Source organism: Bartonella vinsonii subsp. berkhoffii ATCC 51672, from assembly GCF_902825225.1.
Taxonomy (GTDB): Bacteria; Pseudomonadota; Alphaproteobacteria; order Rhizobiales; family Rhizobiaceae; genus Bartonella; species Bartonella berkhoffii.
On the sequence record NZ_CADEAK010000005.1, the window covers coordinates 21,579 to 47,897 of the forward strand.

Here is a 26,319-nt window from a genome sequence, read left to right on the forward strand (position 1 = left end):
TGAATCATTCGTATTAAGCAGTAATCAGGAAGATATATCATCATGTTTTACGGGATTTATCATGAAATCACCAAGAAAGAAAACCCAAAAATGATCTTCTCAAAAAATAAAGGCTCCACCAATGGTGGAGCCTTTAGTAATTTATTCTTTACAACAAATTAGAATTTGTAAGCTACACCAACACGGAAATCGTTGGTTTTATATTTCAGCTCAATTTTTTCTTTTGCAAATTTCTTTTTACCAAAATCGGAGTAACGATATTCCGCCCGTACAATCACATTGTCTAGCATTGCAAAGTCAATACCACCACCAACAGTATAACCAATCATAGTCTTTGTTTCATCGGTTAAATTCTTAGAAGAAACGACTCTTCCATCCTCTTTCTTTAGTGATATCGACAAAGTGTCTTGGAGCTGCGCATAAGCAACACCACCAGCAACATAAGGCATAAAGCGATCAGCAGCAAAACCGATACGCACCCGTGTCGCACCAGCCCAATTCTGTTTTAGAGTATGGCTTAAAGTTTCAGCTTCACTGTCTCTCTCCAAACCAAGTTCGGAGACCACTTTTCTCATCTGCTCTATACCATATACACTGCTAGCCTTTTTATCCGAAGCTTGTACACCATGCCTAGCCGCATTATTTGCACCATGGGGATTTCCATGAGGATTAGAAGCGTATGAATGAGCGCCAGCACCGTGATGTGCACTGTGCGGATGAGAACTATGTCCCGCCCCATTAGATGCACCACGCGAATGAACACCATATCCACCGTTACTTTGTATACTGCGAGAATGACTTTGAGAAACTCCGCTTACCCTATTATCAGAATGCGCTACTGTATCTGCTGAACCTGCTGGCGCCGATGCTACCGATTGCGTTGTCTCCTCTGATCCTGACCTTGCCAATAATGGCCTTCCTTTTGCTGCTCCTGATGTTACTGGTTTTGCTGATGACTCCGCTGATACCCCTGATACTGGTGCTGTTGAAGCGACTGGCTTCGCTGCTATTTGTGATGCTGCTCGTCCGCCTGCCGACATGCTTCCTGATATGCCTGATGCTGACCGTGCTGATCTACGAGATCTTGCTACTAAATTGTCTACCTCAGCATCATCAGATGCACCTAGAGTGATAGTCTTTGTGTGTTTTTGTCCAGACAAAATTAAATCCGTATCGATACCAAAAATGAAGTTATCGCCGAGATCAATATTAGAACCTATGTAAAGACCTCCTTCAAAACCTGAAAGTTTAGGTGAAAAATCTTTACTTAGCGGTACACTCTTATCCTTACCAACAATGCTCATATCAGTTCTACTGGAAAAACCAGCAACTTGGCCACCCAAGTAAAAACCCGCCCATGTAAAATTAGGAGCGACAAAAGCTGGTGAAGAAGCTTTCGCTGGCTGTTGAGGAACTATAACATCAGCTGCCTGTGCCGTAGAAGCTGAAATTAAAGCAAAAATAGATGCTGTAATTAAACGTTTCGTATTCATAAAATATCTCCAAATATCCAAAACGGTGCATATATAGTGCATTTGTTTTAAAATATCTGTAGCAAAAATATCACACTCACAAAAAAATAGAGGCCCCGTCAAATACGGGGCCTCTGAGAAATCTCATTTTGTCTTAATAAATTCAGTTTGGCTCAATTAGAATTTGTAAGCTACACCAACACGGAAATCATTGGTTTTGTAGCTAAACTCATCTTTATCCCTATCGAATTGCTTTTTACCGTAATCTGAATAACGATATTCTGCACGCAGTAAGACATTATCAGTCATTGCGATATCAACACCACCACCAAGGGTATAACCAACAAACGTCTTTGTTGCATCAAAGAGTTTAGCAGTAGCGATTTCTGCATTACCCTTAGCTTCTGTTGCCTTAATCGTATAGGTACCTTGCATCTGCGCATAGGCAACACCACCAGCAACATAAGGCATAATGTGATCAGCCGCTGCAAAACCGATACGCACCCGTGTAGCACCAGACCATTTTTCTTTTAGAGTACTACTATCTGTACGCTTGTCACCTGTCTTGATAGCAGCAATTTGTTTTCCTGTAGCAGGACTGGCCTTCAGTTGTGTAAGATCACCCTTAAAAGCATCAAGTTCATCTGCTTCAAGAACATGTGAAAAACGCTCTTTTGTTTCTTCACGATCAGCCCAGACTGCATCGGTTTCAACACCTAGTATGAGATTATTCCCAAGTTCTATATTGGAACCCGCATAAACGCCACCCATGAAACCAGAAGGCTTAGGTGTTAAATCTTTGTTAAGTTTATTTTTGCTCGGTTCAGTTATCTCAACCTTACTTGAAAAGCTCCCAACTTGACCACCAATATAGAAACCTGTCCAAGAAAATGCAGGGGCAGAAATAACTGGTGCTGCTTCATGAGGGATGATAACATCAGCAGCTTGTACTGCAGAAGCTGAAGCCAAAGCGATAACAGACGTCGTTATTAATGATTTTATATTCATATTTTGCTCCTAATTTATTTATGGAACTATCTTATAGGACTAGGTAAAGAAAATCTGTAGCAAAAATGACACTGTCATAGAAATAAAGGCCCCATTCAGAAACGGGACCTCTTAACAATTTCGTTTATAGAAAAGCTTTTTGAGTTATAAAAATCGCAACTCATTGATCTTACAGGTAAATTTAAACTTATGTCTATGCGTTCCTTTTTACCAAGATCAATAATTAACGAATTTCTACATATGCAATAATATTTTTTCTGTGGCAATATTGCCACAGAAAATAACTCAAGCTTCATCAAAATAGAACTTTTGAACAATTTTCCTTACAAATAAACTAAAATTTATAAGCTACACCAACACGAAAATCGTTGGTCTTATAATTAAATTCAGCTTCGTCATCTTTGAATTTCTTTTTACCAAAATCTGAATAACGATATTCCGCGCGCAACAAAATATTGTCAGTCATTGCAAAATCGACACCTCCCCCAACTGTAAAGCCAACCATCGTTTTTGTTTTATCACCCACAGTACCGATAACTGTTTTATTTGGTTTATTCTCTACCGATTTTTTTGTTCCAGAAATTATAGAAATACCTTGCATTTGTGCATAAGCAATACCACCAGCGATATAAGGCATAATGCAATTTGCGGCTGCAAAACCAATCCGTGCTCGCGTGGCACCAGACCATTTTTCTTTATAAGTAAAACTATATGATCCTGTATCGCCTGCTACAAATTTTTCGTCGTCACCCAACTTAATGCCGGCATCTGTAAACGTGTTGTTAAAATCCTCAAGATCATCACCCTCAAGTTCTTTTGTAGAGAGCGTTTTTGTATCTCCTCTATCAGCCCAAACTGCATCGGTTTCAACACCTAGTATGAGATTATTCCCAAGTTCTATATTGGAACCGGCATAAATTCCTCCCATAAAACCTGAAGGCTTAGGGGTCTGATCTTTACCAAAAAACTCATTTTTCTTACCAGAATCTGTTATTTCAACCTTACTTGAAAAATTCCCAACTTGACCACCAAGATAAAAACCTGTCCAAGAAAATGTGGAGGGAGACACAATCGGTGTCACCCGAGGGGATACTACCTCATGTGGAACGACAATATCAGCAGCTTGTGCCGCAGAAGTTGAAATCAAAGCGATAACAGAGGTCATCATTAAATATTTTATATTCATAAATTTCGCTCCTAATTCATATAGTGCAATGCTGCGCCATCACGCAAAAATATCTGTAGGTAAAAATGATACAGCCATACAGAATGGAGGCTCCATTCAAAGAGAGAGCTGCTTAATAAACTAGGTGGACACTAAAGTTTTTCAATTACATATACAGAAATTATTGATGTTATAAGAGCTTTCATCTTTATCCTTTGAAAATTTCTCTTTACCACAATCAATAAGCAACGTTGTTGGACATGTGTAATAATTAATAATATTGAATCCTGTAACAATATAGCCATAAAAACAACAGAAGCTCCGCCAAAGACGGAACCTCTGTATGATTTATTTTACAAATACATTAAAATTTGTAAGCTACACCAACGCGGAAATCATTGGTTTTGTAAGAAGTTTCATATTTATCGTTTGAGTATTTCTTTTTACCAAAATCCGAGTAACGATATTCAGCGCGAACAATAACATTATTGCTCATTGCCAAATCAACACCCGCACCAAGGGTGTAACCAACAAATGTCTTTGTTTCATCAGACAAGTTACCAGAAGCTATGACTTTGCCTGAATCCTTTCCTGTTATTGATATCGATGTGATATCTTGAAGCTGCGTATAGGCAATACCACCAGCGATATAAGGCATAATGCGCTCAGCAGCAAAACCAATCCGGACCCGTGTAGCACCAGACCACTTCTCCTTAAAAGTGAAACTGCTGGAGCGTTTATCACCGGCTTGGATCTCTTCATTAATCTTAATACCAGCGTCCCTCACTATCCTAGTAACATAATCTTTGTGATTTGAAGCAATGAGATACACTTTCCCGGTTTTGGTATCACTTTTGTCAGACCACATGATATCCGTATCAACACCTAAAATAAGGCCATTGCCGAGATCAATATTGGAGCCTGCATACAGTCCACCCATAAAACCTGATAATTTAGGTAAAAAGTCTTCATCTACTGGAATGTTTTTCCCATTACTGAGAATATCCATTTTTGTTTTACTTGAAAAACCACCAATCTGACCACCAATGTAAAAACCTGTCCAAGAAAAAGTTGGAGCCACAACAATTGGTGCAACAGGCGTAGGATTGGGACGAACAATAACATCTGCTGCCTGCGCTGCTGAAGCTGAAACAAAAGTAAAAGCAGAAACTGTTATTAACCATCTCATATTCATAATTTCTCTCCATAGTTGAATATTTGAACACAGGATTGCATATAGAGCCCCTTCTACAGATATCTGTAGTAAAAATGATACACTCATAAAAAAACAAAAAGCCTCCCCCTCTCTTCTCTTCAACTATTTGATCTATGATCAATGAGAATTCTTTAGCTATGCCAATGTAAGCAATTCATCCTTTCACTCAAATTTACTGCTGTTGTTCTTTATGGATTTTTATCAAAATCTAAAAGCATCCTCTATGAAAATCATGCTCTAGCGGTTGATGTGATATTCACCCTCCCCTGTCCATAAACGCCATCTTCAGCTTCAACTATCCCATTTAATAGCTTATCTCTTTAGACTTCTCTCTCGCTTGAAAAGAAAAAATTTTCTCTCCGCATACAACATCATAAAAACTACCGCAGCCTTATAATTCCAGCTCTTTTTTTTCAAAACTCTTTACACATTTGTTTTTTAATAGCTCCATTATCTTACGCTCTTTATCAGTCTCAATCCTCGTCCTCATCACTGCACGAAATTTGCAAAATAAAAAAGAACAACAATTCCCCTCCAAACACAGATATTGTAACTCTTTATTTGCTCTTACACCTTTCCTTTTACTGAAATAGGGATACCCCGTGCATTTTATATCAATGATACATTCTCTTTCCTCACAAACAGACCCCACAACCAAAAATGCAAATTCATAATGCTAGCACCTAACCTTCTCCCTTCCTTTAGACTTCACCAATTACCAAGAGTAAAATTACGTACTGCTTCGCTTATTTATAGACTCATCGGGCCTCTCGTAAACAAACTTGGCCGACCTTTTTTACCCCCACGAGGACCTCTTCGTTTAGAAGAAGACGCTACAGGTATCAACTCAACAGCCCCACTCTCTTGATTATTCTCAATACAAGAAAAATTCGTTTGTATAACTTCAGATAAACTATTGCTAACCTGTTGAGGAGAAAAAGAAGCTTTCGAAGGAATAGCGAAAGATATACTCTGCTTCAGCTTTTGAGCAACAATCAAACTTGCTCCTTGAACTACAGAAATTGAAGCAAAAGTAGCAAAAGCTGTAATAAAATATTTTAGGTTCATAGATCTAACTCCTTATAAATATCCATAATGAGTTTTACCTAGTGCACCTACTTCAAATTTCCATAGAAAATGATACGCTTCATAGATAAAAAGTTAAGAATCTTAAAAAGTAAAAATTTGTTGCAGTTTAATTTAAAAAAATGATTTTTTAGCTATACCAATACCGAAATCACTGGCTTTGGAATCAGTGAGAATAGAATTTCCCTTCAATTATACAACAAACGAAACGGGTATTTACAAATGCATTTTTTGAGCGAAGATATTTATTTCGTATAGACAATGCAAATTTGATAATATTCATAGAAAAAACTTTCTATGAGAATGTTATATATCTTCTACTCTTATCGCTTTATAAAACTTTCTGTTTTTTGGTAAACTTTAATAAAATAAAGACAGTTATAAACACAAAAAAATACAAATTCATAAATGTATTTTTATTCAATTTTCAAATGAAAGAGCATTCTCTATACTCAGAATGATATTATAAAACACTATTACAAAAATAGACAACAAAATAAAAACCCATAATAATATGGGCTTTTGTTTTGTTACATCAATGACTCTTCTTATTCTGATCAAAAGCCAATTTCTCAACTCAGCTATGTGCGAAGATATCAACCTCTGACCATCCTAAAAGATCAAGTTTCGCCCTCATAGGCAAAAATTGAAAACATGCCTTTGCAACATTTTCGCGCTCTTCACGTCTTAAGCGTTCTTCAAATATATCTTTTAAACGATGCAAATATAAAACATCCGATGCCGCATATTCAATTTGTGCACGTGACAAAGTTTCAGCAGCCCAATCCGAAGATTGCTGCTGTTTAGAAATATTGACATTTAGCAATTCATTACAAATTTCCTTCAATCCATGACGATCCGTGTAGGTACGCGTGAGTTTTGAAGCAATTTTTGTACAAAAAATCACATCTGGCATAACGCCAAATGTATATGCTAAAATAGCAAGATCAAAACGTCCAAAATGAAATATTTTGGTGATTGCCTTATCCGCAAGCAATTTGACCAAATTGGGTGCACTTTTTTGTCCTTTAGCAATCTGTATAACGTCAGCTGTACCATCTCCAGAAGAAAGCTGAACAACACACAATCGATCACGATGAGGGAGCAATCCTAAAGTCTCGGTATCAATCGCAATGGCATCAACTTGATAATTCTCTAAGTTTGGTAAATCACCTTGATGAACGCGAATCTCTGTCATTTACTCTCCCTATTTGCTAAAGCTGCAAGAATACGTGCCCAAGACCGCTGTCCTTTATGAAAGGATTTTAGATTATATTTTTCATTAGGCGAATGAATATGGTCATCATTGAGTGCAAAACCAACTAAAAGACTTTCCATACCAAGAATTGTCTGAAAATCTCCAACAATCGGAATTGAACCACCCATGCCCGTTAATAAAGCCTTATTTCCCCACTCTTGTGATAAAGCATCCTTGGCTGCTTCAATAAAAGGAGAATCATAGGGAAGCTTAATTGCTTGAGAAGCACCATGATTCTTAAATGCAACTGTACAATCAGCAGGAATAAAACTGCGCACATAATCATGTAAAGCTTGACGTATTTTCTCTGGATCTTGCTTGTACACTAAACGAAAAGATAGTTTTGCACGCGCTTGAGAAGCAATAACGGTTTTAAATCCTTCTCCCTCATAGCCACCACTAATCCCATTAATTTCTGCTGTAGGACGCGTCCATATAAGTTCTAAAATGCTCCGCCCTTTTTCACCAGAAGGGATGGAAAGCCCAATAGGACTAAGAAATTTTTCAGCAGTGCAATTAAGTTCATTCCATGACTGCAAAATATGTGGAGGTGCTTCTTCTATTCCATCATAAAAACCAGGAAGTGTTACCCTATTATTTTCGTCATGAAGCCCTGCTAGAATCTTAGCTAAAATACGAATAGGATTGGCTGCTGCTCCTCCAAAAACACCAGAATGCAGATCACGATCAGCAGCAGTAATTGTAATCTCTTCTGCCAGAATCCCCCGAAGAGCAACAGAAACAGTTGGTGTATTTGCATCCCACATTCCAGTATCGCAAACCAATGCATAATCTGCTTTCAGCTCATCCCTATTTGCTTTTAAAAAAGGTATCAGGGAAGGAGAAGCACTTTCTTCTTCACCTTCACATAAAATAGTGACCTTAACAGGAAGCTGCCCCGTCTCTTTTTTAAATGCACGACATGCTTCAACAAAAGTCATAAATTGACCTTTGTCATCTGAAGCTCCACGAGCACAAATAACTTTTTCTCCATTTTTTTCCTTGATAGAAGGTGTAAATGGATCATCCTCCCATAAACTCAGTGGATCAACAGGTTGAACATCATAATGTCCGTAAAACAACACATGCGGACAATCATCTGAGGGACCTGGATGATGCCCCACAACCATTGGGTGACCCGGTGTATCACGGCGTGAGGCCTCAAAGCCAATACTTCTTAAATCCTCTACAACCCAATCAGCTGCTTTACGACATTCATCCTTATAAGCTGAATCTGTAGAAATCGATTGAAAGCGCAAAAGAGAAAAAAGGCGTTCAAGGCTCTTTTCTATATTATCATCAAGATGTGTTAGTACTTTATTAAGCATAAAAAAAACCTTTCAAGCCTTGTTAATTGTCAAGATGACTTTAAGCCTCCTGTAGGATTTTGCAAGAGATGTTATTTATTTTTGACACTGTGAACAGTAAAAACTTGAACGCCCCAACTGCAAAATACGTATAATAGGCGTTCCGCAGTGCAAACATTCTTTTCCTTCGCGTCCATAAACCGAAAAAGCGTGTTGAAAATAACCAAGAGAACCATCTACGTGGACATAATCACGTAAAGAAGATCCGCCAGACACAATTGCCTCAGAAATCACATTACGTATATTTTGTGCTAAAGAATCTGCAAATTCACGTGCATGTACAGTTTTCAAGGCTAATGTAAACGCACCACGCTGTGGAGATAAACGACTCCGCCATAACGCTTCGCAAACATAAATATTCCCAAGCCCTGCTACGATAGACTGATCAAGCAACACGCCTTTAAGGGATATTTTTTTATTCACAAACGCCTTTTGTAAATAGCTCCCAGAAAACGCATGACTCATAGGCTCGAGCCCTAGCTTCTTTAAAAGTGGATGCTCATAAAGCCTGCTAGTATCCACTAAAAGCATAAACCCGAAACGACGAACATCATTATAAGTAAGATGATAAACTTTGCCATCCTTTACTTGAATATTCATGACAAAATGATCATGCTTCACAAATTTCTCTGTAAGAGAAGATGTTTGCCTTTTATCCTCTATACGCCATGATCCTGACATTCCTAAATGGCTTAAAATCGTTTCATTTTGCGAAAGATGAAACAATAAATATTTCGCGCGCCGACCAACTTCTATGATCGTCCTGCCTATAAGCCGTTCAGAAAACGCCTCAGGGAAAGGAAATCGTAAATCTCTTCGATTAAGCGTGACAGATAGTATCTGTGCACCCGTTACAACCGGCTCCAATCCACGACGAACGGTTTCTACTTCAGGAAGTTCAGGCATCACTCTTCTTAAAGAATTAAGCGTTTTCCAACAAAATACTAAGCCCACTCACCCTTACGGAATACAGGAACTTTTGTGCCATCCTGCGCAATGCCATCTATGTCGATTTCACCTGAACCAATCATCCAGTCAATATGAATCACACTTTTATTACCACCACGCGCAGCAATCTCCTCTGCCGTCAATGATGCTCCATCTAAAAAGCACTTGGAATAACATTGCCCTAAGGCAATATGACATGCAGCATTTTCATCAAATAACGTATTATAAAAAAGAAGCCCGCTCTTAGAAATCGGTGAAGAATGTGGAACAAGGGCAACTTCACCCAATCGACTCGCCCCCTCATCACTCTGCAGAACCCGTTGCAAAACTTCTTGGCCCGTCGAAGCACGTGCATCAACAATACGCCCCGCTTCAAACCGCACCTCAATATTATCAATGAGTGTTCCTTGATAGGAAAGGGGCTTTGTCGAACGAACAAAACCTTCAACCTTATGCGCATGAGGAGTGGTGAATACTTCTTCTGTCGGAATATTAGGATTGCAAACGACACCATTTTTAGCAACTGATGCACCACCATGCCATTCATGATCATTTGCCAAACCAACCATTAAATTAGTCCCTGGCCCTGTAAAATGCAAAGCAGAAAAACGCTGCTCATTAAGCCAAGATGACCGTTGCTTCAAAGTTGCATTATGCATCGTCCACGCATGCACTGCATCTTCTTCTGTAACACGTGAAGCAGAAAAAATTGCATCAGCTAACTTCTTAATCGCTTCATGAAGGGGCAAAGAAGGAAATACCGCCTCAGCCCATCCTGTTGTCGGATAGGCAACAATCGACCAGTTCATAGCAAAATTTGATATTTCTTTGAGAGCAGGTTGATAAGCCATTGACGTAGCCTTATTCAAACGCGCAACCTTATCAAAATCTTGATTAAAAAGAAGCAAAGGATTATCACCAACAATAGCTAAACGCGTGGCCCCATTTTCAAAAGCTTTCGCCATTCCCTCATAAAGCCAAGAAGGTGCACAATCAAAACTCGCAGTATGTGCATTTTCAAAACGTGTCAGCGATAACATATCATCGCTAAAAAGCGGTGTAATCACACCAGCACCAACCTTATAGGCGTGGTATGCAATACGCCGAACAAAAGGTAATGCGGTAGCTGGAGCAGTCAAAATAAGATCCTGCCCCTCTTGTAAATTCAGCCCAACTTTTACCGTAATTTCTGCGAGACGATTAAGCATTTCAGGCGAAATTGTTTCATGAATATCAAAGTACATTACCAATATCCTTACTTTGGTTATGAAAAATTACCGGCTTCTGTACCGTTTATCTAACACTGCAACAATTGCATTTAATTGATCTGATGATGGCATAGTATAGGCTACAACTGATTTGTTTTCCTCTTCCTTATCTCTACGATGCGGTGCAAATGTGGGAATAGGAACTTTATCAAGTTGTACTGCAACAAAAGACATAGTGCGCACCTTATTCACTTGGGCTACTTCTATCGCAGGAGATGGATTTTGTTTTTTCTCTACTTTTATTTCTCGACTTACTATATTTGCCTCTAAGAAGCTTGGTGCGCTGCCAGAACGCTCTTGGGCAAAAGCATAGGCAACATCATAAGGACGATCATTGGTAGGAACCTGAAGCGATCCATCACGCGAGCGCTTTTCATAAAAAGCATTTCCCCCTGCAATACGAACATAGTACATATTTTTATAAGGAAAAGATAAACCTGCAGTATGAAAAAACTTAGCGTTTTTCAGTTTCTTATCTCGTTCGCCGCGTAAAACAGCATCAGCGGCCTCCTTAACACGGGCAACAGAGGCAGGTTCTGTCATAGGACGCGTTAAAACACCAGGAGCGAACTGTTTGTACTGACCAACAACACCACAAATCGTTTTGGGATAGGCAGATGAATTAACACGATTCATAACAACAGTTCCAACAGCAATCATTCCTTCACGGCTTGTACGATTGGATTCAAAATACATTACACGCATAAGGCATTGGCGCTCTGTCAATGGATACGTCACTGTTTTTGTTTTCTTACTATCATTCACTTTCCCAACACCAAAATGATCTGAAGCACATCCCACAATAACAAACGGGACTAGAAAACAGGTAACAAAAACAGTCCAATAATTTTTTTTCATCTTATACAACACAATCCCCATGTCTCGAAATCTTCAAAATTTGAATGAGTCTTAAATGCATCTTGGAAGAAAGTATACGGTTAATTGTTACAACTTAGTAAAATTTTAATACAAGGAGTAAATAAAAAGTATTTATACCAAATAAAAAATTCTCAATTTCAGATCAATATTGTCATTATTAATAGTCAAATGTAGCCACACAATATCATTGATCATGCTTCAATCGCAATAAAGCAATATGGCTTCGAAAATTGTCAAATAATTCTACATATGAAAAAGAGAGGAAAATACTAAAATCATTTTCATTTATTTTGAAAAAAACAACTCAAACATCCCCTTCAATAGAAATTTAAACAAAATGATCAGTAAGAAGCCTCCCTTCTTGGCACAGTACAAACGAGGACACCATTCTCGATCCCAATATATCAAATTAGGCGTTAAAAACTCGCAATCTTACCTTGAAAAGTCTGTATGTTTCTTTCCACTTGCCTGTAGTCTATCATATTTCCCCTACAACCATACTGCAAAAAAAATACCCAATGGTTTTATTTTTAATAAAAAATACATTTCATCCATATAAGAGAAAATTTCAATTTCTTTTCTTCTCATCTAACCCAACTTTATAAGTAAGATCATCGCGAGGACGATCAGAAGACATATGGCAGCCTGTTATGATATAATGGAGCATTTCCGCAATATTGGTGACATGATCTCCAATTCGTTCAATATTTTTTAAACAAAAAAGTAAATGCGTACAAACCGTAATATTACGCATGTCTTCCATCATATAAGTTAAAAGCTCTCTAAAAAGAGAAGTGTACAGAGCATCAATTTTACCATCACGCTCACGCACTGCATCAACACACTCCAATAAACGACTCGTGTAAGCACTCAATACTTCCTTTAACTGATTAAGTGCTAAGGCTGTAATTGTTTCAAACCCATGGTAAAAACCAGCTGATTGACGTGTTTCTGAAAGTGCTACCGTCCGTTTAGCAATGTTTTTAGCCATATCCCCAATCCGCTCAAGATCTGAAGAGATACGAATAGCACCAATGATTTCACGCAAATCAACAGCCATCGGTTGACGTTTGCAAATAATGGTAATTGCTTTTTCATCAATGTCACGTTCTGCTTCATCTAAAAACAAATCATCAGCAATAACTGTCGCCGCAAGTTGAAGATCATTACATACAATTGATGCAACAGAACGTTCAATCATCCTTTCCGCATGCTTCCCCATTCCTGTAATTCTTGCTTTCAAATATTTTAATTCTGCATCATAAGAACGGACAGTATGATTTTTAGACATGTTTGACATACTCCTCAATTTACCTATCCAAAGCGCCCCGTAATATAATCCTGCGTACGTTGTTCTTTTGGTGAAGTGAAGATCATTTCAGTTGCACCAACTTCTACCAAATGCCCCAAATGAAACATGGCCGTATATTGTGAAACGCGTGCTGCTTGTTGCATGGAATGTGTGACAATAACAATTGTATAATTTTGTCGTAATGCATCGATAAGCTCTTCAATACGTGCCGTCGCAATAGGATCAAGAGCAGAACAAGGTTCATCCATCAAAATAACTTCAGGACTAACGGCAATAGCACGTGCAATACATAAGCGCTGTTGCTGCCCCCCTGATAAACTTGTTCCTGCCTCATGAAGTCGATCTTTTACTTCTTCAAATAAGCCTGCCTGCCTCAAACTTTTTTCAACCACATCATGCAATTCGGCGCGCGATTTGACTAAACCGTGAATACGTGGCCCATAAGCAACATTCTCAAATATAGATTTTGGAAAAGGACTAGGCTTTTGAAAAACCATCCCTACACGAGCACGCAATTCTACAACATCAATTTGCGAATCATAAATATTTTCCCCATCTAAGGTAATAAGACCCGTTATTTTAGCACCTTCAATCGTATCATTCATACGATTAAAACAACGCAAAAAAGTCGACTTTCCGCAACCTGAAGGACCGATTAAAGCTGTAACCTGATGTTCAGGAATGTCAAGAGTAATACCATGAAGTGCTGCTTTACCTCCGTAAGAAACCTTCACATCTTGACCACGCATTTTAATTTTCATTACAAAAAATCACCTTAATTTAAAACACAAAGCTTATCGAAGTTACTGCTTTATCGAAGTTATTTGCGCCGTTCAAATCGTCGACGTAAAAAAACGGCAGAAATATTCATGATTGCAAGAAAAATCATTAATACAATAATAGCACCCGAAGTCTTTTCAACAAAAGCTCGTTCTGCTTCACCCGCCCACATAAAAATCTGAACTGGCAAAGCTGTTGCTGGATCCATGGGTGTCGCAGGAATATTTACAACAAAAGCAACCATTCCAATCAACAGCAGAGGTGCTGTTTCACCTAGAGCCTGAGCGACACCAATAATTGTACCAGTCAAAATACCAGGTGCCGCTAAAGGAACAACATGATGAAAAACCATTTGGGTTTTTGATGCCCCTAACCCTAAAGCAGCCGCGCGAAGAGAGAGAGGAACAGCCCGCAAAGCAGAGCGTGTTGCAATAATAACTGTGGGGAGTGTCATAAGAGCCAACACAAGACCACCAACAAAAGAAGCTGAACGCGGTAATCCAAAAAAATTAACAAAAACAGCAAGTCCTAAAAGACCAAAAACAATCGAAGGAACAGCGGCAAGATTATTGATATTAACCTCAATAAAATCTGTAAACTTATTTTTGCGTGCGTATTCTTCAAGATAAAGAGCCGTTGCTATTCCTATGGGAAGTGAAACCACTAAAACGATGGCTATCATGTAAAGGGAACCGATTATAGCAACCCCTAATCCGGCAGTCTCAGCACGACTTGAAGCACCAAATGTAAAAAAACCAAAATTCAATGTTTTATAAAGCGTACCATCATCTGCCAAGCGTCTCACCCATTCTACTTGGCGATTAGAAACTTTGCGTTTTTTTTCTGCTACATGGAAATCAATCTGCCCTTTATAAGCAGAATCAATATCCGCTGCTGCCAAAACTTTGATTCTTTGTGTTGTCCCAATTAGCTTTGGATTCCTTGTCACCATTTCACGCAACTGAACACGTACACTCTTTGAAAACATACGGTTAATATCTCGAAGTGATGCTCGATCATTTTGATCTATCTCAAGCTTTTTTGCCAAAGCATTGCGTACAAGAAGGGGATAGTTGGCAGTGATAAGTCGCTGTGGATTTGTTTCACGCTCACCATTTGGATCAATGACCTTCTCATCTAAATAAATTGATAATGTCATTTCACTTTGAAAAAAAGCTGTATAACCTTGACTGATAACAGACCATAAAAGTGCAAACAAAAAAAAGAGACCAATAAAAATGGCAATCAAACCATAGGCGCGGAAACGACGTTCAGCCCAATAACGGCGCTTGAGAACAATATTGTGACGAGGAATAAGAAAATTTTCATTCATTCATATTGTTCCCGATATTTACGCACGATGTAGAGAGCAAGGATATTCATCAAAAGCGTCATCACAAAAAGTGTCATCCCTAAAGCAAAAGCAACAAGAGTTTGGGGAGAATTAAACTCGAAATCACCTGTCAATTGATTAACAATCTTAACTGTCATCGTAGTCATTGCTTCAAAGGGATTAAACGTTAAGTTCGCAGCAACTCCTGCTGCTAAAACCACAATCATCGTTTCTCCAATCGCACGTGATGCTGTCAACAAAATCGCTCCCATAATCCCTGGAAGCGCTGCCGGTATAACGACTTTTTTAATCGTTTCAGATTGTGTTGCTCCTAAACCGTAAGATCCTTCGCGTAAAATGCGTGGAACAGCCATAATAACATCATCTGACAAAGAGGAAACAAAAGGAATCAACATAATGCCCATCACAACTCCAGCCGTTAAAACACTTTGACCCATAATAAAACCAACACCACCAGAGAGAGAAACAGAGAGGTCACGTAAAAAAGGTCCGACAACTTTCAAAGCAAAAAAGCCGTAAACAATGGTTGGAATGCCAGCAAGCACTTCTAACAACGGTTTCACAATTGCCCGTACGCGAGTAGAAGCATATTCAGCCATATAAAGAGCTGAAAATAATCCAATAGGAACAGCAAAAAGCATTGCTACAAATGCAATATAAAGCGTGCCTGCAAGAAGTGGTATGAGACCGAATTGCCCTACTTCATTGCCTGAACCGCTCGCTGAAAAACGCGGATCCCAAACCGTTCCTAAAAAGAAATTTGAAAAGGGTACAGACTGGAAAAAACTTATCGTTTGAAAGAACATGGAAAGCGCAATAGCTGCTGTTGTTAAAACAGCAACTATAGATGCACAAATCAATCCCATAATAATCAAACATTCAACTTTATTGCGCGCACGCTGACGCGGAGAAACTTGTCTAATTCCACAGATGAAACCAAAGAATACCATGATAAAAAAGAAACCATGACCGACTAGCTTTAGCTTTTCAGAAGAAGAAACCCATGACTGTGCTATTCTTAACACATCATCTGATGCTTCAGGAGGCAAAACAAATCCCTTTGCAAACAATTTTGCCCGCACTTCTTCACACGAAGCAGTAACAAGATTCCCTTCAAAGTGATGAAACATTTTCACTAAACTTCGAAGAACCCCCAAAATAAGGTCATAATTTACACGCTCTGTCGCAGACGCACCATATGCTCTAACCTCTTGAGAAGCGCTATACTCTAAATAAATTGCGCTCCCACCATCCCAGAAAATCAAAAAAATAACAGCTGGAAGAACAGTGATCAAAAATGTCCACCAGCCGTAATAATATGCACGAGAATGCATCTTATGTTGCGTATATTCAAGAATGCGAGCCCGCATATAAGAAATACAAAAGCCAACAAAACCAAGAGAAAACAGAAGAAAAATAAGGAAGGAAATGCGCATATTCTCTTTCAATGTTTACAAAAAAGTAGCATAGAAAATCCTTACACTGCAAATTCAAAAAATTATTTCAAAGTCATCATTCTCCCAGAAGAAAAAGCAGAACGCTGTGCTTGTCTTTCTTTTTCAGAAGCCACAACCAAACCATATTCAGCCAAGGGACCATCTGGACCAATCATCTGATCAGAAAGAAAAAAGTCGATATATTCCCGCAAACCAGGAATGAGACTTAAATGTGCTTTCTTAATATAGAAAAAAAGTGGACGCGAAACCGGATATTCACCACGTGTAATTGTTTCAACAGTTGGCGCAAAACCATTAATATCTGAAACCTTTAGCTTATCAGCATTATTTTCATAAAAAGACAAACCAAAAACACCAACCCCTGTTTTATTAGAAGTAAGACGCGCCAATGTTTCAGAATAATCGCCATCAATATCAATAACCTTTCCATCTTTACGCACAGCAACACAAGCAGCGTGTATCGCCTTATCATCCATCCCTAAAGTTTTCATTTCTTCAATTGCTCCACTCTCCTTACAGCCTTCAGCTAGCAATTTTTCTTCAAAAACTTCACGGGTTCCGTGCTTTTCTCCAGGAATATAAGCTGCTATTGTCCAATCAGGAAGAGCGCTATTGACCGCATTCCATTTTGAAATGTTATTGGATTGTAATTTCCCGTCTATAATAATCCGCGCCGCAAGTGCCCTATACACATCTCTTGGCTGCAATTTCCAATCAGGGCCATTTATATCTGTCGCTAAGACAATTCCATCATAGCCAATGCGTATTTCCTCTACATCTTTTACACCAGCATCAAAACAAGATTGCAATTCACTTGGCTTTATTGTCCGTGAAGCATTAACAATATCAATTGTGTTTTCACCAATACCACGGCAAAATTCCTTAATCCCAGCACCTGAACCACCAGATTCAATAATTGGAACCTTAAAATGAGGATAAATTTCTCCAAATATCTCAGAAACGATTTTTTGATAAGGTAAAACTGTAGATGAACCAGCAATCTGAATTTGAGTACGTGCATTGCTAACACCTGTCAAAACAATTGCAAAAACCAGTCCCATTCCAACTGATAATAGTTTATTCATCCATAAACTCCTTAAGTAATGTGAATTCAGGTCTTTTATTTACCTTATAAATTTAAAGTGTAGTTCACATTTGCAATATAACAAACATAAAAAAAGCAACATTTATAATTTTTCTGAAAAAACGATATTGCTCTGTGCAAACAAATTTAATGTGAACATTTTAATTCAACAATATCCCAGAAAAGATGAGCAATATCCGTGCCACCAAAACGTTTAATTTCGCGAATTCCAGTCGGAGATGTCACATTGATTTCGGTGATATAATCTCCAATCACATCAATTCCTACAAAAAGAAGACCACGCTCCCGTAAAGCTGGAGCAATACGCTCGCAAATTTCATAATCACGTTTTGTTAAGTCAATATTTTCTGCGCGACCTCCAACATGCATATTAGAGCGAATCTCTGTTTCTGCGGCAATCCTATTAATCGCTCCAACAGGGGTACCATCAAGGAGAATAATTCGTTTATCCCCTTTTTGTACTGCCTCTAAATAGCGCTGCACAATAAAAGGTTCACGATAAATTTGTGCAAACATTTCCAAGAGCGATGCCAAATTACGATCATCCTTTTTCAAATGAAAAACACCAGCTCCTCCATTGCCATAGAGTGGTTTAATAATGATATTGCCAAACGTAGCTCTAAAGTCCATTATTTCTTCAATGTCTTTTGTAATTAATGTTTCTGGCATCAAATCATGAAATTCAGTAACAAAAATTTTTTCTGGGCTATTGCGCACCCATGCTGGATCATTCACAACCAATGTCTTAGGGTGAATGCGTTCTAATAAATACGTTGTGGTGATATAATTAAGATCAAAGGGGGGGTCTTGGCGTAAGAGAACCACATCCATATTTGTTAACTCTGTGCGTACAGACTCTCCTAATTGATAATGATGCCCCTCTTCATCGCGTACAATCAACGGCTCTAATCGTGTAATCACACAACCATCGTGCATCAATAAGCAATCTGGTGTATAATGAAAAAGTGAGTGTCCACGTTCTTGCGCTGCTAATGCGAGCGCGAATGTTGTATCTCCTTGAATCCGAAGTGTTGAAATATGATCCATCTGAATGGCAATTTTCATGAATAAAACCTCTCTATACTATAAAGTAGACTAGTCTATGCGCTCTAAACTTAGTAAACAACAAAAGAACTATGACAAGAGAAAGCTCATGATACAACAAGCAAATACAAAATTAAGTAACGAAGAAATCGAACGCTATGCACGTCATATCATTGTTCCTGAAATTGGTGGTGCGGGGCAACAAAAACTGAAAGCTGCGCGCGTTCTTGTTGTTGGCGCCGGTGGTCTTGGGGCGCCTATCCTCACCTATTTGGCTGCCGCAGGCGTTGGTACTCTTGGAATTGTTGATGATGATATCGTTTCACTTTCCAATTTACAACGACAAGTTATTCATAAAACCAGCACAATTCATCAATTCAAAACCGATAGTGCCAAAGCTTCTATAAAAGCAATAAATCCACACGTTATAGTTGAAAAACATAACATGCGCTTAGATAAAAGTAATGTGGATAAACTCCTCAACGCCTATGATATCATTGTTGATGGAAGTGATAATTTTGCCACACGCTACCTGCTTGCGGATCACGCTGCCCAATGCAAAAAACCTTTAATAAGTGGTGCTGTAGGACGTTTTAACGGTTCACTAACGGTACTTATGCCTTATAAAGACAATAATCCTCATTATCGGGACCTCTTCCCCACTCCCCCTGATCCAGAAACTATCCCAACGTGTGCTGAAACTGGAATTATTGGTGTTTTGCCCGGAGTTATCGGAACGTTACAAACAATGGAAGCCATTAAACTAATCACAAATATTGGTGAACCATTAGTGGGAAAAATTCTTCTCTATAATGGATTATTAGCACAATTTAATATCATCACCTATAAGCGATCAGATTCCTACGAGAATACAACAGCCATCAAGGTTGGCGTGTAAGAACTTTTGGGACAGAAAAATACGATCAGCAGAACCATATTCAACTATTTCTCCATTGCACATAACAATCACTTCATATGCAAACGCTTTGAAAACTCTCAAATTATGACTCATAAATAGATAATCCAAATGATATTTCTGTTGTAGATGATGTAAAAGAACAATGATTTGTGCCTGTACACTCACATCAAAAGAAGACATTGGGCATCAAGAGAAGACGTTCGTTCATCAAGTATGATAAAGTGTGGTTTGAAGATGATTCCCGTGTGAGATAAATCTACTGTCTTTGTCCACCAGAAAACTCATGTAGATAACGTAGCAGGAAAAAGGAGCCATCAATCTCATGAAAAACTTAATTTATCAATGATCTCCTCTTTTTCCTTATCCTCACAACTTTTGAGAAGGTTCTTTTCTCTACACTCTTGAGTAAAAGCAAAAAAGAAATCTTAGAAACTGTGTTCAGTGAAATAAACCCAGATTTAACAGTATAGAATTCTGGATGATTTCAGTACGCTTCATTCAGTCATTTACGACAGAGAAAAATTTCAGTTAAGAGATTATCTTATTTCATGCGTAAAACACATCCTAATCGTTTTTCTGAGCTATGGAACTTCAAAAACAATCACTTTTCAAGTGTATTTTTATATTGTTTTTTTTTAATAGATTTACCAAAGAGCGACATCCACTTGATGGTGACTAAACCACACATGAAAAAAGTTAAAGTCGGTAGTACAAGGTAATAAGACGGTGCAATTTTTGCAGGGAGAAATGAAATAACGCATAATGTTGCTATTGAAAATATTCTTCCGCAAAAAGATGCAGCACCAACAATGCCGGAAACATGTTGGGTTTGTTTTTGGTTAAGCTCTGAGAAAAACAAACTCTTTGCTCCTATCGGCACAGTGCAAATAAATCCATGAATTAACGAAAATGCGATGATCGACACAACAATTTGACTGCTCTGAACGAAAAAATAAAGAGCCATACACATAAGGGCAGAGAAGAACGAGAAACACTTTATAGAGTTTTTATATTTTTGATCACACACGTGATATTTTGACATCAGTGAATTGGAAAAATATTGAGCTGAGAAGGCTCCGATATGGCAGAACATGAGTACTAACATCTGCGAACTGTTGAAGTGGTCAATTTTCCCACCTGAGAGTATTATCGGCTGCCAAAAGTGATAAATAACCTGAATGCCAGCGCTGAACAGACACATCAGAAAAATAAACCACGCTCCTCCCACAGTGTTTTGAAATATCTAGAGCGTTTCTTTAGCATTTTGCAAAATTGTCTTTATTTTTGTTCCGTCCACCACAAATGCTTTTTCTTCAGGAACAATAAGAAATATACAGAAAATTAATCCCATCATCAGACTTGAGATAATATATCCCATAAAATATTGCCCAGAATAATAGATCGTTGCAATTCCTATGATACCACTGATAATGCTACCAAAAGAGTTTATCTGGTGAGAGAGATATGCATAATGCGAAAAATGGTCTTGTCTGTTGCCTAGAGAATGGTAAATCCAGCCGTCAATGGCACTGGCAATGAGGCAAATTCCTGCGGCATAAAGGATTTGTGCAACAATGAGCACTGTCATATTGGGAGCTTGAAGACAGAGAAGATAAAACACTCCCGTCGTAAAAACTCCAGCCGTGACTGAATATTTACGTCGATATCTGTCAGCTAAAACAGCACAAGGAAAATCAAGAAGCAAAACAGTTACCGAAAAGGCGATTTGCAGCAAAGCCAATTGGGAAAGAGTGACCCCCATAGACATCAGAAAAATGGCGTGATAAACACCGATTAGCATTCGTATCGCATGGTAAAATCCATAGGTTACAGCAAGCGTTCGAGGTCTGTTCATTGCTTTGTTCCACAAACTTCGCAGTGAGGATTCTTTTTTAAGGAACGTTCTTCTGTAAAGAGTTTGCTACTCCATATCCCCACACGACGATCAGTAGAAAGTAGATCACCATATCCCCCCAGAAATTTAAGAGCATCATTCGCACACATGGCAGCTGAAAGAGCATTCACAGGAGGAAATGTTGCAACTTTAAAATTATTATTAATAACAGCGCAAGCCTCATAGATTAAACCATCGCTTTTTTCAGGGAGGTTTCCTATGGATGAGCTACATGCATAGCAACCTGTTTTTCCAGGTATGTAAAAGGGTCCAAATACAGCAATGTCATTAACATAGCCGGAATTAATATAAGCTTGTTTATTTTTTACACACCATTCGTTTATCCATGGTACCAGATGATCAGGTTCATCAGCAGAAATGATCCACAAATCGGCTTTAGGCAATTTGTTTATATCTTCTTTTGCCGTGATCGACATTTGTAATTCACTCACCTCACTTTGACTGTTTCTCTGTGCCAACGCACGCCGGAGAACAGTTGTCTTAGGAAGTCCAACATCTTGTTCAGTAAAAAGAATTTGTCTGGTAAAATTGGTTATCTCGATCACATCATTGTCAACAAGAATTAACTTTCCCACGCCAGAGGATGCAAGTATCGCTGATACATGATTACCAATTCCGCCACATCCTAAAATGACCACCACTTTTTGTGAAAGAGTATATTGAACGGATGCTGGATTCATACCGTAACTTTGATAATGAAGATGATTTCTGGAATAGCGATTATTGAATATATTGTCCGATGTCTCCGCTAAAACAAGGAAATGTTTAGAAAAAAGAAAGTCAAACGCTTGGTTAAAGTCTTCTCTTAACATGATTGACGATAGCGAATTATAACCCCCCTCCACCGTCTTTTTCTCGATCCATTGTGCAGCGAGAAGTACAAAATTTTCCCAATCTTTTTTCTCGTTGATAACAAACTGCTTTGAACCGGCACCGAAAATTGCATCCTCTTTACGGACAAGAATACGGGAGTATTTTCCCAAAATATATTGCTGTCCCATTGCTCCCCCCCCCCCACTTATTTCATTATAATCAACTTTTGCCTGAAAAGTCATTTTCAGGGAAAAGAATTCTACTTATCAATTAAAACCTCTATGATCCATGACATCTTAGACTTATATGTTTACATTATACATCACTCATGTGATAGGAACAATTTGAGTCAAAACATCATTATTATTAATGCATTTTAATATGACTTATAAGTGGATGTTTTTACAAAAATATGCATAGAACTCTTTAAAAAACAGAAAATACCTCACTGCATATTAAACCTCTCTTTTATCTTAGGAAAAATAAGAGAAGCTTGGTTTTGTCATGATTTATTCCTGAAATGGTTTATCTTTTCTTTGATCGAATTTGCCTTCTTTCTTACCCATGGGCAAGGGAACAGGATGATCCGATAAACTGCGTAAATAAAGCAAAAGATCAGAACGATCTTGATCATTTTTGATCCCACGAAAAGACATAATTGTTCCTGGGAATACTGTACGTGGCGATTGTATATAACGATCTAAAGTTACAAAATCCCATCTTTTATCAGAATTGGCACGTAACGCCCGTGAATAAGCAAAATCTGGTGCTGCTGCCAAAGGTCGGTTTACTATATCCCAAAGCACTGGACCAACACGGCTAGATCCATTGCGTCCAGAAGTATGGCATATAGCACATTGGCGAAAAATTTTACGCCCATTTTCAAGACTACCCTGTTGAAGACGATCATTGAGTGATAAAGAACTACCAGATGTCTTTAGCTTCTCTTTGAACACATCATTCTTTGTAGCTGTATGAGGATGTTGAATCGGTGTAGAATGGTCATAAATTATATCACTGAGTGTGGAAATTCCCACTAAAACCATCAGCACAAAGAGACAAGCAAAAATAACATAAATAACTGTTGAGCGATTCATAAAAACTTAAACGTTCATCTTTTCATTACCATTTTTAGTGTAAGTCGTTTCTTTATAACATACAACAATTATAAATACAGCATACATGGTATTTGGAACTTTGCAATGGCACTTAAACCTATTATTCTTATTCCTGCTCGTATAGACTCAACCCGCCTGCCCAAAAAAGCTCTTGCTGATATTGCCGGAAAGCCCATGATTGTTCATGTTGTTGAACAAGCAAAAAAAGCCGCAATAGGACGTACCCTCGTTGCAACAGATCATAATGACATTGCCAAAGTTGTCACAACTTACGGACATGAATGCATCATAACATATGGCGACCATAAATCTGGATCTGATCGCATTTATGAAGCTTTAACGCGTATTGATCCTGAACAACGCTACAATGTTATTGTGAATTTACAAGGTGATCTGCCAACAATAACGCCTTATGAAATCATGAATACTTTACGCCCCTTAGAAAATAGCTTCACTGATATTGCAACCTTGGGTGCCAAAATCATTGAAGAACATGAAAAGAAAAATCCCAATGTTGTCAAAATTATTGGTACACCACTTTCTCAAAACCGCCTTCGTGCTCTTTATTTTACCCGCGCAACAGCGCCTTATGGGGATGGCCCCCTTTTCCATCATATTGGAATCTATGCCTATCGACGCGAAGCACTTGCGCAATTTGTAGCACTAAAACCCTCTCCACTCGAGGAACGTGAAAAACTTGAACAATTACGCGCATTAGAACATAATATGCGTATTGATGTAGAAATAATTGATACAATTCCTTTAAGCGTTGATACGCAACATGATCTTGAGAAGATACGCAACATTTTATCATGAAAGCACTGAGAAAAAACAATAAAATCTCTTTCCAAGGAGAATATGGTGCCAATTCCCATATTGCCTGCTCCAACATGTTTCCCAATATGGATGCTGTACCTTCTGCTACTTTTGAAGATGCTCTTCACTTGGTCGAAAGCGGACAGACTGATCTTGCAATGATTCCTATTGAAAATACTCTTGCTGGACGTGTTGCAGATATTTATTACCTTTTACCGCACTCTTCCCTCTATATTATTGGTGAATATTTTTTGCCTATCCATTTTCAACTTATGGTTTTACCCGGCGTCACACACGACGAAATTAAAACTGTCCACAGCCATACGCATGCCCTTGCACAATGCCGTAAAATCATACGTAAAAATGGCTGGATACCTGTCACTTCTGCTGATACCGCTGGAGCTGCAAAATTTATTAAAAAAAATGCAAAGCGTTCACAAGCGGCCTTAGCTCCTTTGATTGCAGCAGAACTCTATGGACTTGATATTCTTGAGAGAAATGTCGAAGACAGTCCCCATAACATTACCCGTTTTATCATCCTTTCGCGTTCTCAACAACATGTACCAAAACCCCAAAATGGCGAAAAAATCATCACGAGTCTTCTTTTTCGAGTGCGCAATGTACCAGCTGCCCTTTACAAAGCTCTGGGAGGATTTGCTACAAACGGTATCAATATGACAAAATTAGAAAGCTACCAAATTGGTGGCAATTTCAATGCAACACAATTTTTTGTTGATATTGAAGGACATCCTGAAGATCCCATGATGCAACTCGCCTTGGAAGAACTTTCTTTCTTTTCTGCTAAACTTCGTATTATTGGCATTTATCCTGCTAAGAACGATCGAACACCAAATATATGACAGATCATTAAATTGTATAATTTTTCGTGGACAAAAAAGAATATTTTGTAAAGCCCGTAATATAACTCTCCTAAAAAACATGTCCTCTTTCTTCTGAAAGAACTTAATAATGAATTCTGAAAAGAAAATCGAAACAGCACCTCTTAAAGGAATATTTAAATTATTCGCAATACCTTTATGAATAAAATAACAGAGCATAAATTCATGCACGAACAGAAAACAATTTAAGTTTCTTCCAAAATATAACAAACAATAATGCTTTCACTTGTCGTGGATTTTAATAATACTCAAACTGATTTTTATAAAATGAGAAAATGTCGTTAACTCTGCTATATATTAAATTTGACCTTCTATATTTACGAAAACTGATTTACACTTACCTGCGTTTTGGGATAATTAAAGGGAAAAAATGAAAAAAATTTTCAGTCAAGGATTATTAGCTGCCAATATTTTTGTTTACTCCAGTGTTGCATTTGCTGGATTTGGTGAGAAAGAATGGGATTTTGCGCCAGGTGAAAGTGTTAAGATTGGTGCGCCTGATAAGATGCATCACGGTGTTGAATACTCTTGTAAAATATTTAAGCCCAAGACAGCGTCTTTTACTTTATCTTACTCTTCCCCTTCTGACTTAGAAAAATTAAAAATTGTTGCTGATAATGAGAAAAAAATAACGCATAATAAAAAACATCAAATCTTTAGGCTTAAAGTTGTAAAATCTCTCACTGTAAGCTTCCCTCCATCAGGGAATTATGTTTTTAAAAATGTTACGAAGAAAAGAATTATTGGAAAAAATTGTGATACAGGAGATTATGATTGATAATCTTTCCAAGAACATTTAAATTTGTATAAATTTCTACAATTATTGAAATAAGCTTTTTAAAAATCGGGTGTGATAAGTTATCAATGCCTGATTTTCAAAAAACTCAATTTTGTGCTTGTTCAACAACACACTGCTCGGACTCCATTTCATACAACTCAATAGCTAAATATCAAGAAGCTTTTGCAGCCAATAAGATTGTTTTATATTTTTGTTATCAGAGCAATCTTTCAACAAAAGCATCATATTCATCTTTGCAATTGAAACATCTCAAAATTACAATAAACTACACTGTAAATCACATACATAAAAAATAACAACAAAACTGCTTTGGTCCTGTAA

General features: G+C 38.0%; 22 protein-coding genes and 1 pseudogene. 4 read left to right on the forward strand and 19 right to left on the reverse strand.

All coding sequences use genetic code 11. The annotated features are described in order from the left end of the window. Nucleotides 1-158: 158 nt before the first annotated feature. The 16 genes from J7R10_RS03650 to gshB form a co-directional block, all read right to left on the reverse strand. Complete coding sequence (locus J7R10_RS03650; protein WP_010704728.1) at nt 159-1,493, reverse strand: outer membrane protein; 1,335 nt, start codon at nt 1,491-1,493, stop codon at nt 159-161. Between the two features lie 156 nt (nt 1,494-1,649). Next, on the reverse strand, nt 1,650-2,480 hold the full coding sequence (locus J7R10_RS03655; protein WP_010704727.1) for a porin: 831 nt from the start codon (nt 2,478-2,480) through the stop codon (nt 1,650-1,652). A gap of 334 nt (nt 2,481-2,814) precedes the next feature. Continuing rightward, complete coding sequence (locus J7R10_RS03660) at nt 2,815-3,666, reverse strand: outer membrane protein (RefSeq protein WP_010704726.1); 852 nt, start codon at nt 3,664-3,666, stop codon at nt 2,815-2,817. A gap of 343 nt (nt 3,667-4,009) precedes the next feature. Continuing rightward, nucleotides 4,010-4,840 carry an outer membrane protein gene (locus J7R10_RS03665; protein ID WP_010704725.1) on the reverse strand — a complete coding sequence of 277 codons (831 nt, stop codon included), beginning with the start codon at nt 4,838-4,840 and terminating at the stop codon, nt 4,010-4,012. A 771-nt stretch (nt 4,841-5,611) separates the two neighbouring features. Beyond that, entirely contained in the window at nt 5,612-5,929 is a 318-nt protein-coding gene (locus J7R10_RS03670; RefSeq protein WP_010704724.1) for a hypothetical protein, read from the reverse strand. Nucleotides 5,930-6,524: 595 nt separating this feature from the next. Then, nucleotides 6,525-7,145, reverse strand: coding sequence for a ribonuclease D (locus J7R10_RS03675; RefSeq protein ID WP_010704723.1), 621 nt, complete (start codon nt 7,143-7,145; stop codon nt 6,525-6,527). After that, nucleotides 7,142-8,533, reverse strand: a complete 1,392-nt coding sequence (locus tag J7R10_RS03680; protein WP_010704722.1) for a dipeptidase — start codon at nt 8,531-8,533, stop codon at nt 7,142-7,144. The genes J7R10_RS03675 and J7R10_RS03680 overlap by 4 nt, the downstream gene beginning before the upstream one ends. A gap of 75 nt (nt 8,534-8,608) precedes the next feature. Next, the gene (mutM, locus tag J7R10_RS03685) at nt 8,609-9,478 is read right to left on the reverse strand and encodes a bifunctional DNA-formamidopyrimidine glycosylase/DNA-(apurinic or apyrimidinic site) lyase (RefSeq protein WP_010704721.1); all 870 of its coding nucleotides are present in this window, start codon (nt 9,476-9,478) and stop codon (nt 8,609-8,611) included. A 38-nt stretch (nt 9,479-9,516) separates the two neighbouring features. Further along, nucleotides 9,517-10,764, reverse strand: coding sequence for an aminopeptidase (locus tag J7R10_RS03690; protein WP_010704720.1), 1,248 nt, complete (start codon nt 10,762-10,764; stop codon nt 9,517-9,519). A gap of 30 nt (nt 10,765-10,794) precedes the next feature. Beyond that, the gene (locus J7R10_RS03695) at nt 10,795-11,646 is read right to left on the reverse strand and encodes a cell wall hydrolase (RefSeq protein ID WP_026501310.1); all 852 of its coding nucleotides are present in this window, start codon (nt 11,644-11,646) and stop codon (nt 10,795-10,797) included. A gap of 589 nt (nt 11,647-12,235) precedes the next feature. Beyond that, on the reverse strand, nt 12,236-12,958 hold the full coding sequence (gene phoU / locus J7R10_RS03700; protein ID WP_010704718.1) for a phosphate signaling complex protein PhoU: 723 nt from the start codon (nt 12,956-12,958) through the stop codon (nt 12,236-12,238). A gap of 23 nt (nt 12,959-12,981) precedes the next feature. Further along, on the reverse strand, nt 12,982-13,740 hold the full coding sequence (gene pstB / locus J7R10_RS03705; protein ID WP_004864363.1) for a phosphate ABC transporter ATP-binding protein PstB: 759 nt from the start codon (nt 13,738-13,740) through the stop codon (nt 12,982-12,984). A gap of 59 nt (nt 13,741-13,799) precedes the next feature. Then, entirely contained in the window at nt 13,800-15,092 is a 1,293-nt protein-coding gene (gene pstA / locus J7R10_RS03710) for a phosphate ABC transporter permease PstA (protein ID WP_010704717.1), read from the reverse strand. Beyond that, the gene (gene pstC / locus J7R10_RS03715; protein ID WP_010704716.1) at nt 15,089-16,549 is read right to left on the reverse strand and encodes a phosphate ABC transporter permease subunit PstC; all 1,461 of its coding nucleotides are present in this window, start codon (nt 16,547-16,549) and stop codon (nt 15,089-15,091) included. The genes pstA and pstC overlap by 4 nt, the downstream gene beginning before the upstream one ends. 62 nt (nt 16,550-16,611) lie before the next feature. Beyond that, nucleotides 16,612-17,655 (reverse strand): PstS family phosphate ABC transporter substrate-binding protein, encoded by a 1,044-nt coding sequence (locus J7R10_RS03720; protein WP_010704715.1) that lies wholly within the window; start codon nt 17,653-17,655, stop codon nt 16,612-16,614. Nucleotides 17,656-17,801: 146 nt separating this feature from the next. Beyond that, the gene (gene gshB / locus J7R10_RS03725; protein WP_010704714.1) at nt 17,802-18,740 is read right to left on the reverse strand and encodes a glutathione synthase; all 939 of its coding nucleotides are present in this window, start codon (nt 18,738-18,740) and stop codon (nt 17,802-17,804) included. An 88-nt stretch (nt 18,741-18,828) separates the two neighbouring features. Here gshB and J7R10_RS03730 point away from each other — a divergent pair, with 88 nt between their 5' ends. Next, nucleotides 18,829-19,617, forward strand: a complete 789-nt coding sequence (locus J7R10_RS03730) for a molybdopterin-synthase adenylyltransferase MoeB (protein ID WP_010704713.1) — start codon at nt 18,829-18,831, stop codon at nt 19,615-19,617. Nucleotides 19,618-20,239: 622 nt separating this feature from the next. Here J7R10_RS03730 and J7R10_RS03735 read toward each other — a convergent pair. The 3 genes and pseudogenes from J7R10_RS03735 to J7R10_RS03745 all read right to left on the reverse strand — a co-directional run bounded on the left by J7R10_RS03735 (nt 20,240) and on the right by J7R10_RS03745 (nt 23,463). Continuing rightward, nucleotides 20,240-21,493, reverse strand: a pseudogene (locus J7R10_RS03735) (MFS transporter). Then, the gene (locus J7R10_RS03740) at nt 21,490-22,554 is read right to left on the reverse strand and encodes a HesA/MoeB/ThiF family protein (protein WP_010704712.1); all 1,065 of its coding nucleotides are present in this window, start codon (nt 22,552-22,554) and stop codon (nt 21,490-21,492) included. Before J7R10_RS03740 ends, J7R10_RS03735 begins: the two are co-directional and overlap by 4 nt. A 321-nt stretch (nt 22,555-22,875) precedes the next feature. Beyond that, complete coding sequence (locus J7R10_RS03745; protein ID WP_010704711.1) at nt 22,876-23,463, reverse strand: c-type cytochrome; 588 nt, start codon at nt 23,461-23,463, stop codon at nt 22,876-22,878. A gap of 105 nt (nt 23,464-23,568) precedes the next feature. On the opposite strand from J7R10_RS03745, the gene J7R10_RS03750 reads away from it, so the two are divergent. The 3 genes from J7R10_RS03750 to J7R10_RS03760 all read left to right on the forward strand — a co-directional run bounded on the left by J7R10_RS03750 (nt 23,569) and on the right by J7R10_RS03760 (nt 25,977). Continuing rightward, entirely contained in the window at nt 23,569-24,300 is a 732-nt protein-coding gene (locus tag J7R10_RS03750; RefSeq protein WP_010704710.1) for a 3-deoxy-manno-octulosonate cytidylyltransferase, read from the forward strand. Beyond that, nucleotides 24,297-25,160 (forward strand): prephenate dehydratase, encoded by an 864-nt coding sequence (locus J7R10_RS03755; protein WP_010704709.1) that lies wholly within the window; start codon nt 24,297-24,299, stop codon nt 25,158-25,160. Before J7R10_RS03750 ends, J7R10_RS03755 begins: the two co-directional genes overlap by 4 nt. A gap of 409 nt (nt 25,161-25,569) precedes the next feature. Next, the gene (locus tag J7R10_RS03760) at nt 25,570-25,977 is read left to right on the forward strand and encodes a hypothetical protein (protein ID WP_010704708.1); all 408 of its coding nucleotides are present in this window, start codon (nt 25,570-25,572) and stop codon (nt 25,975-25,977) included. Nucleotides 25,978-26,319 lie beyond the last annotated feature (342 nt).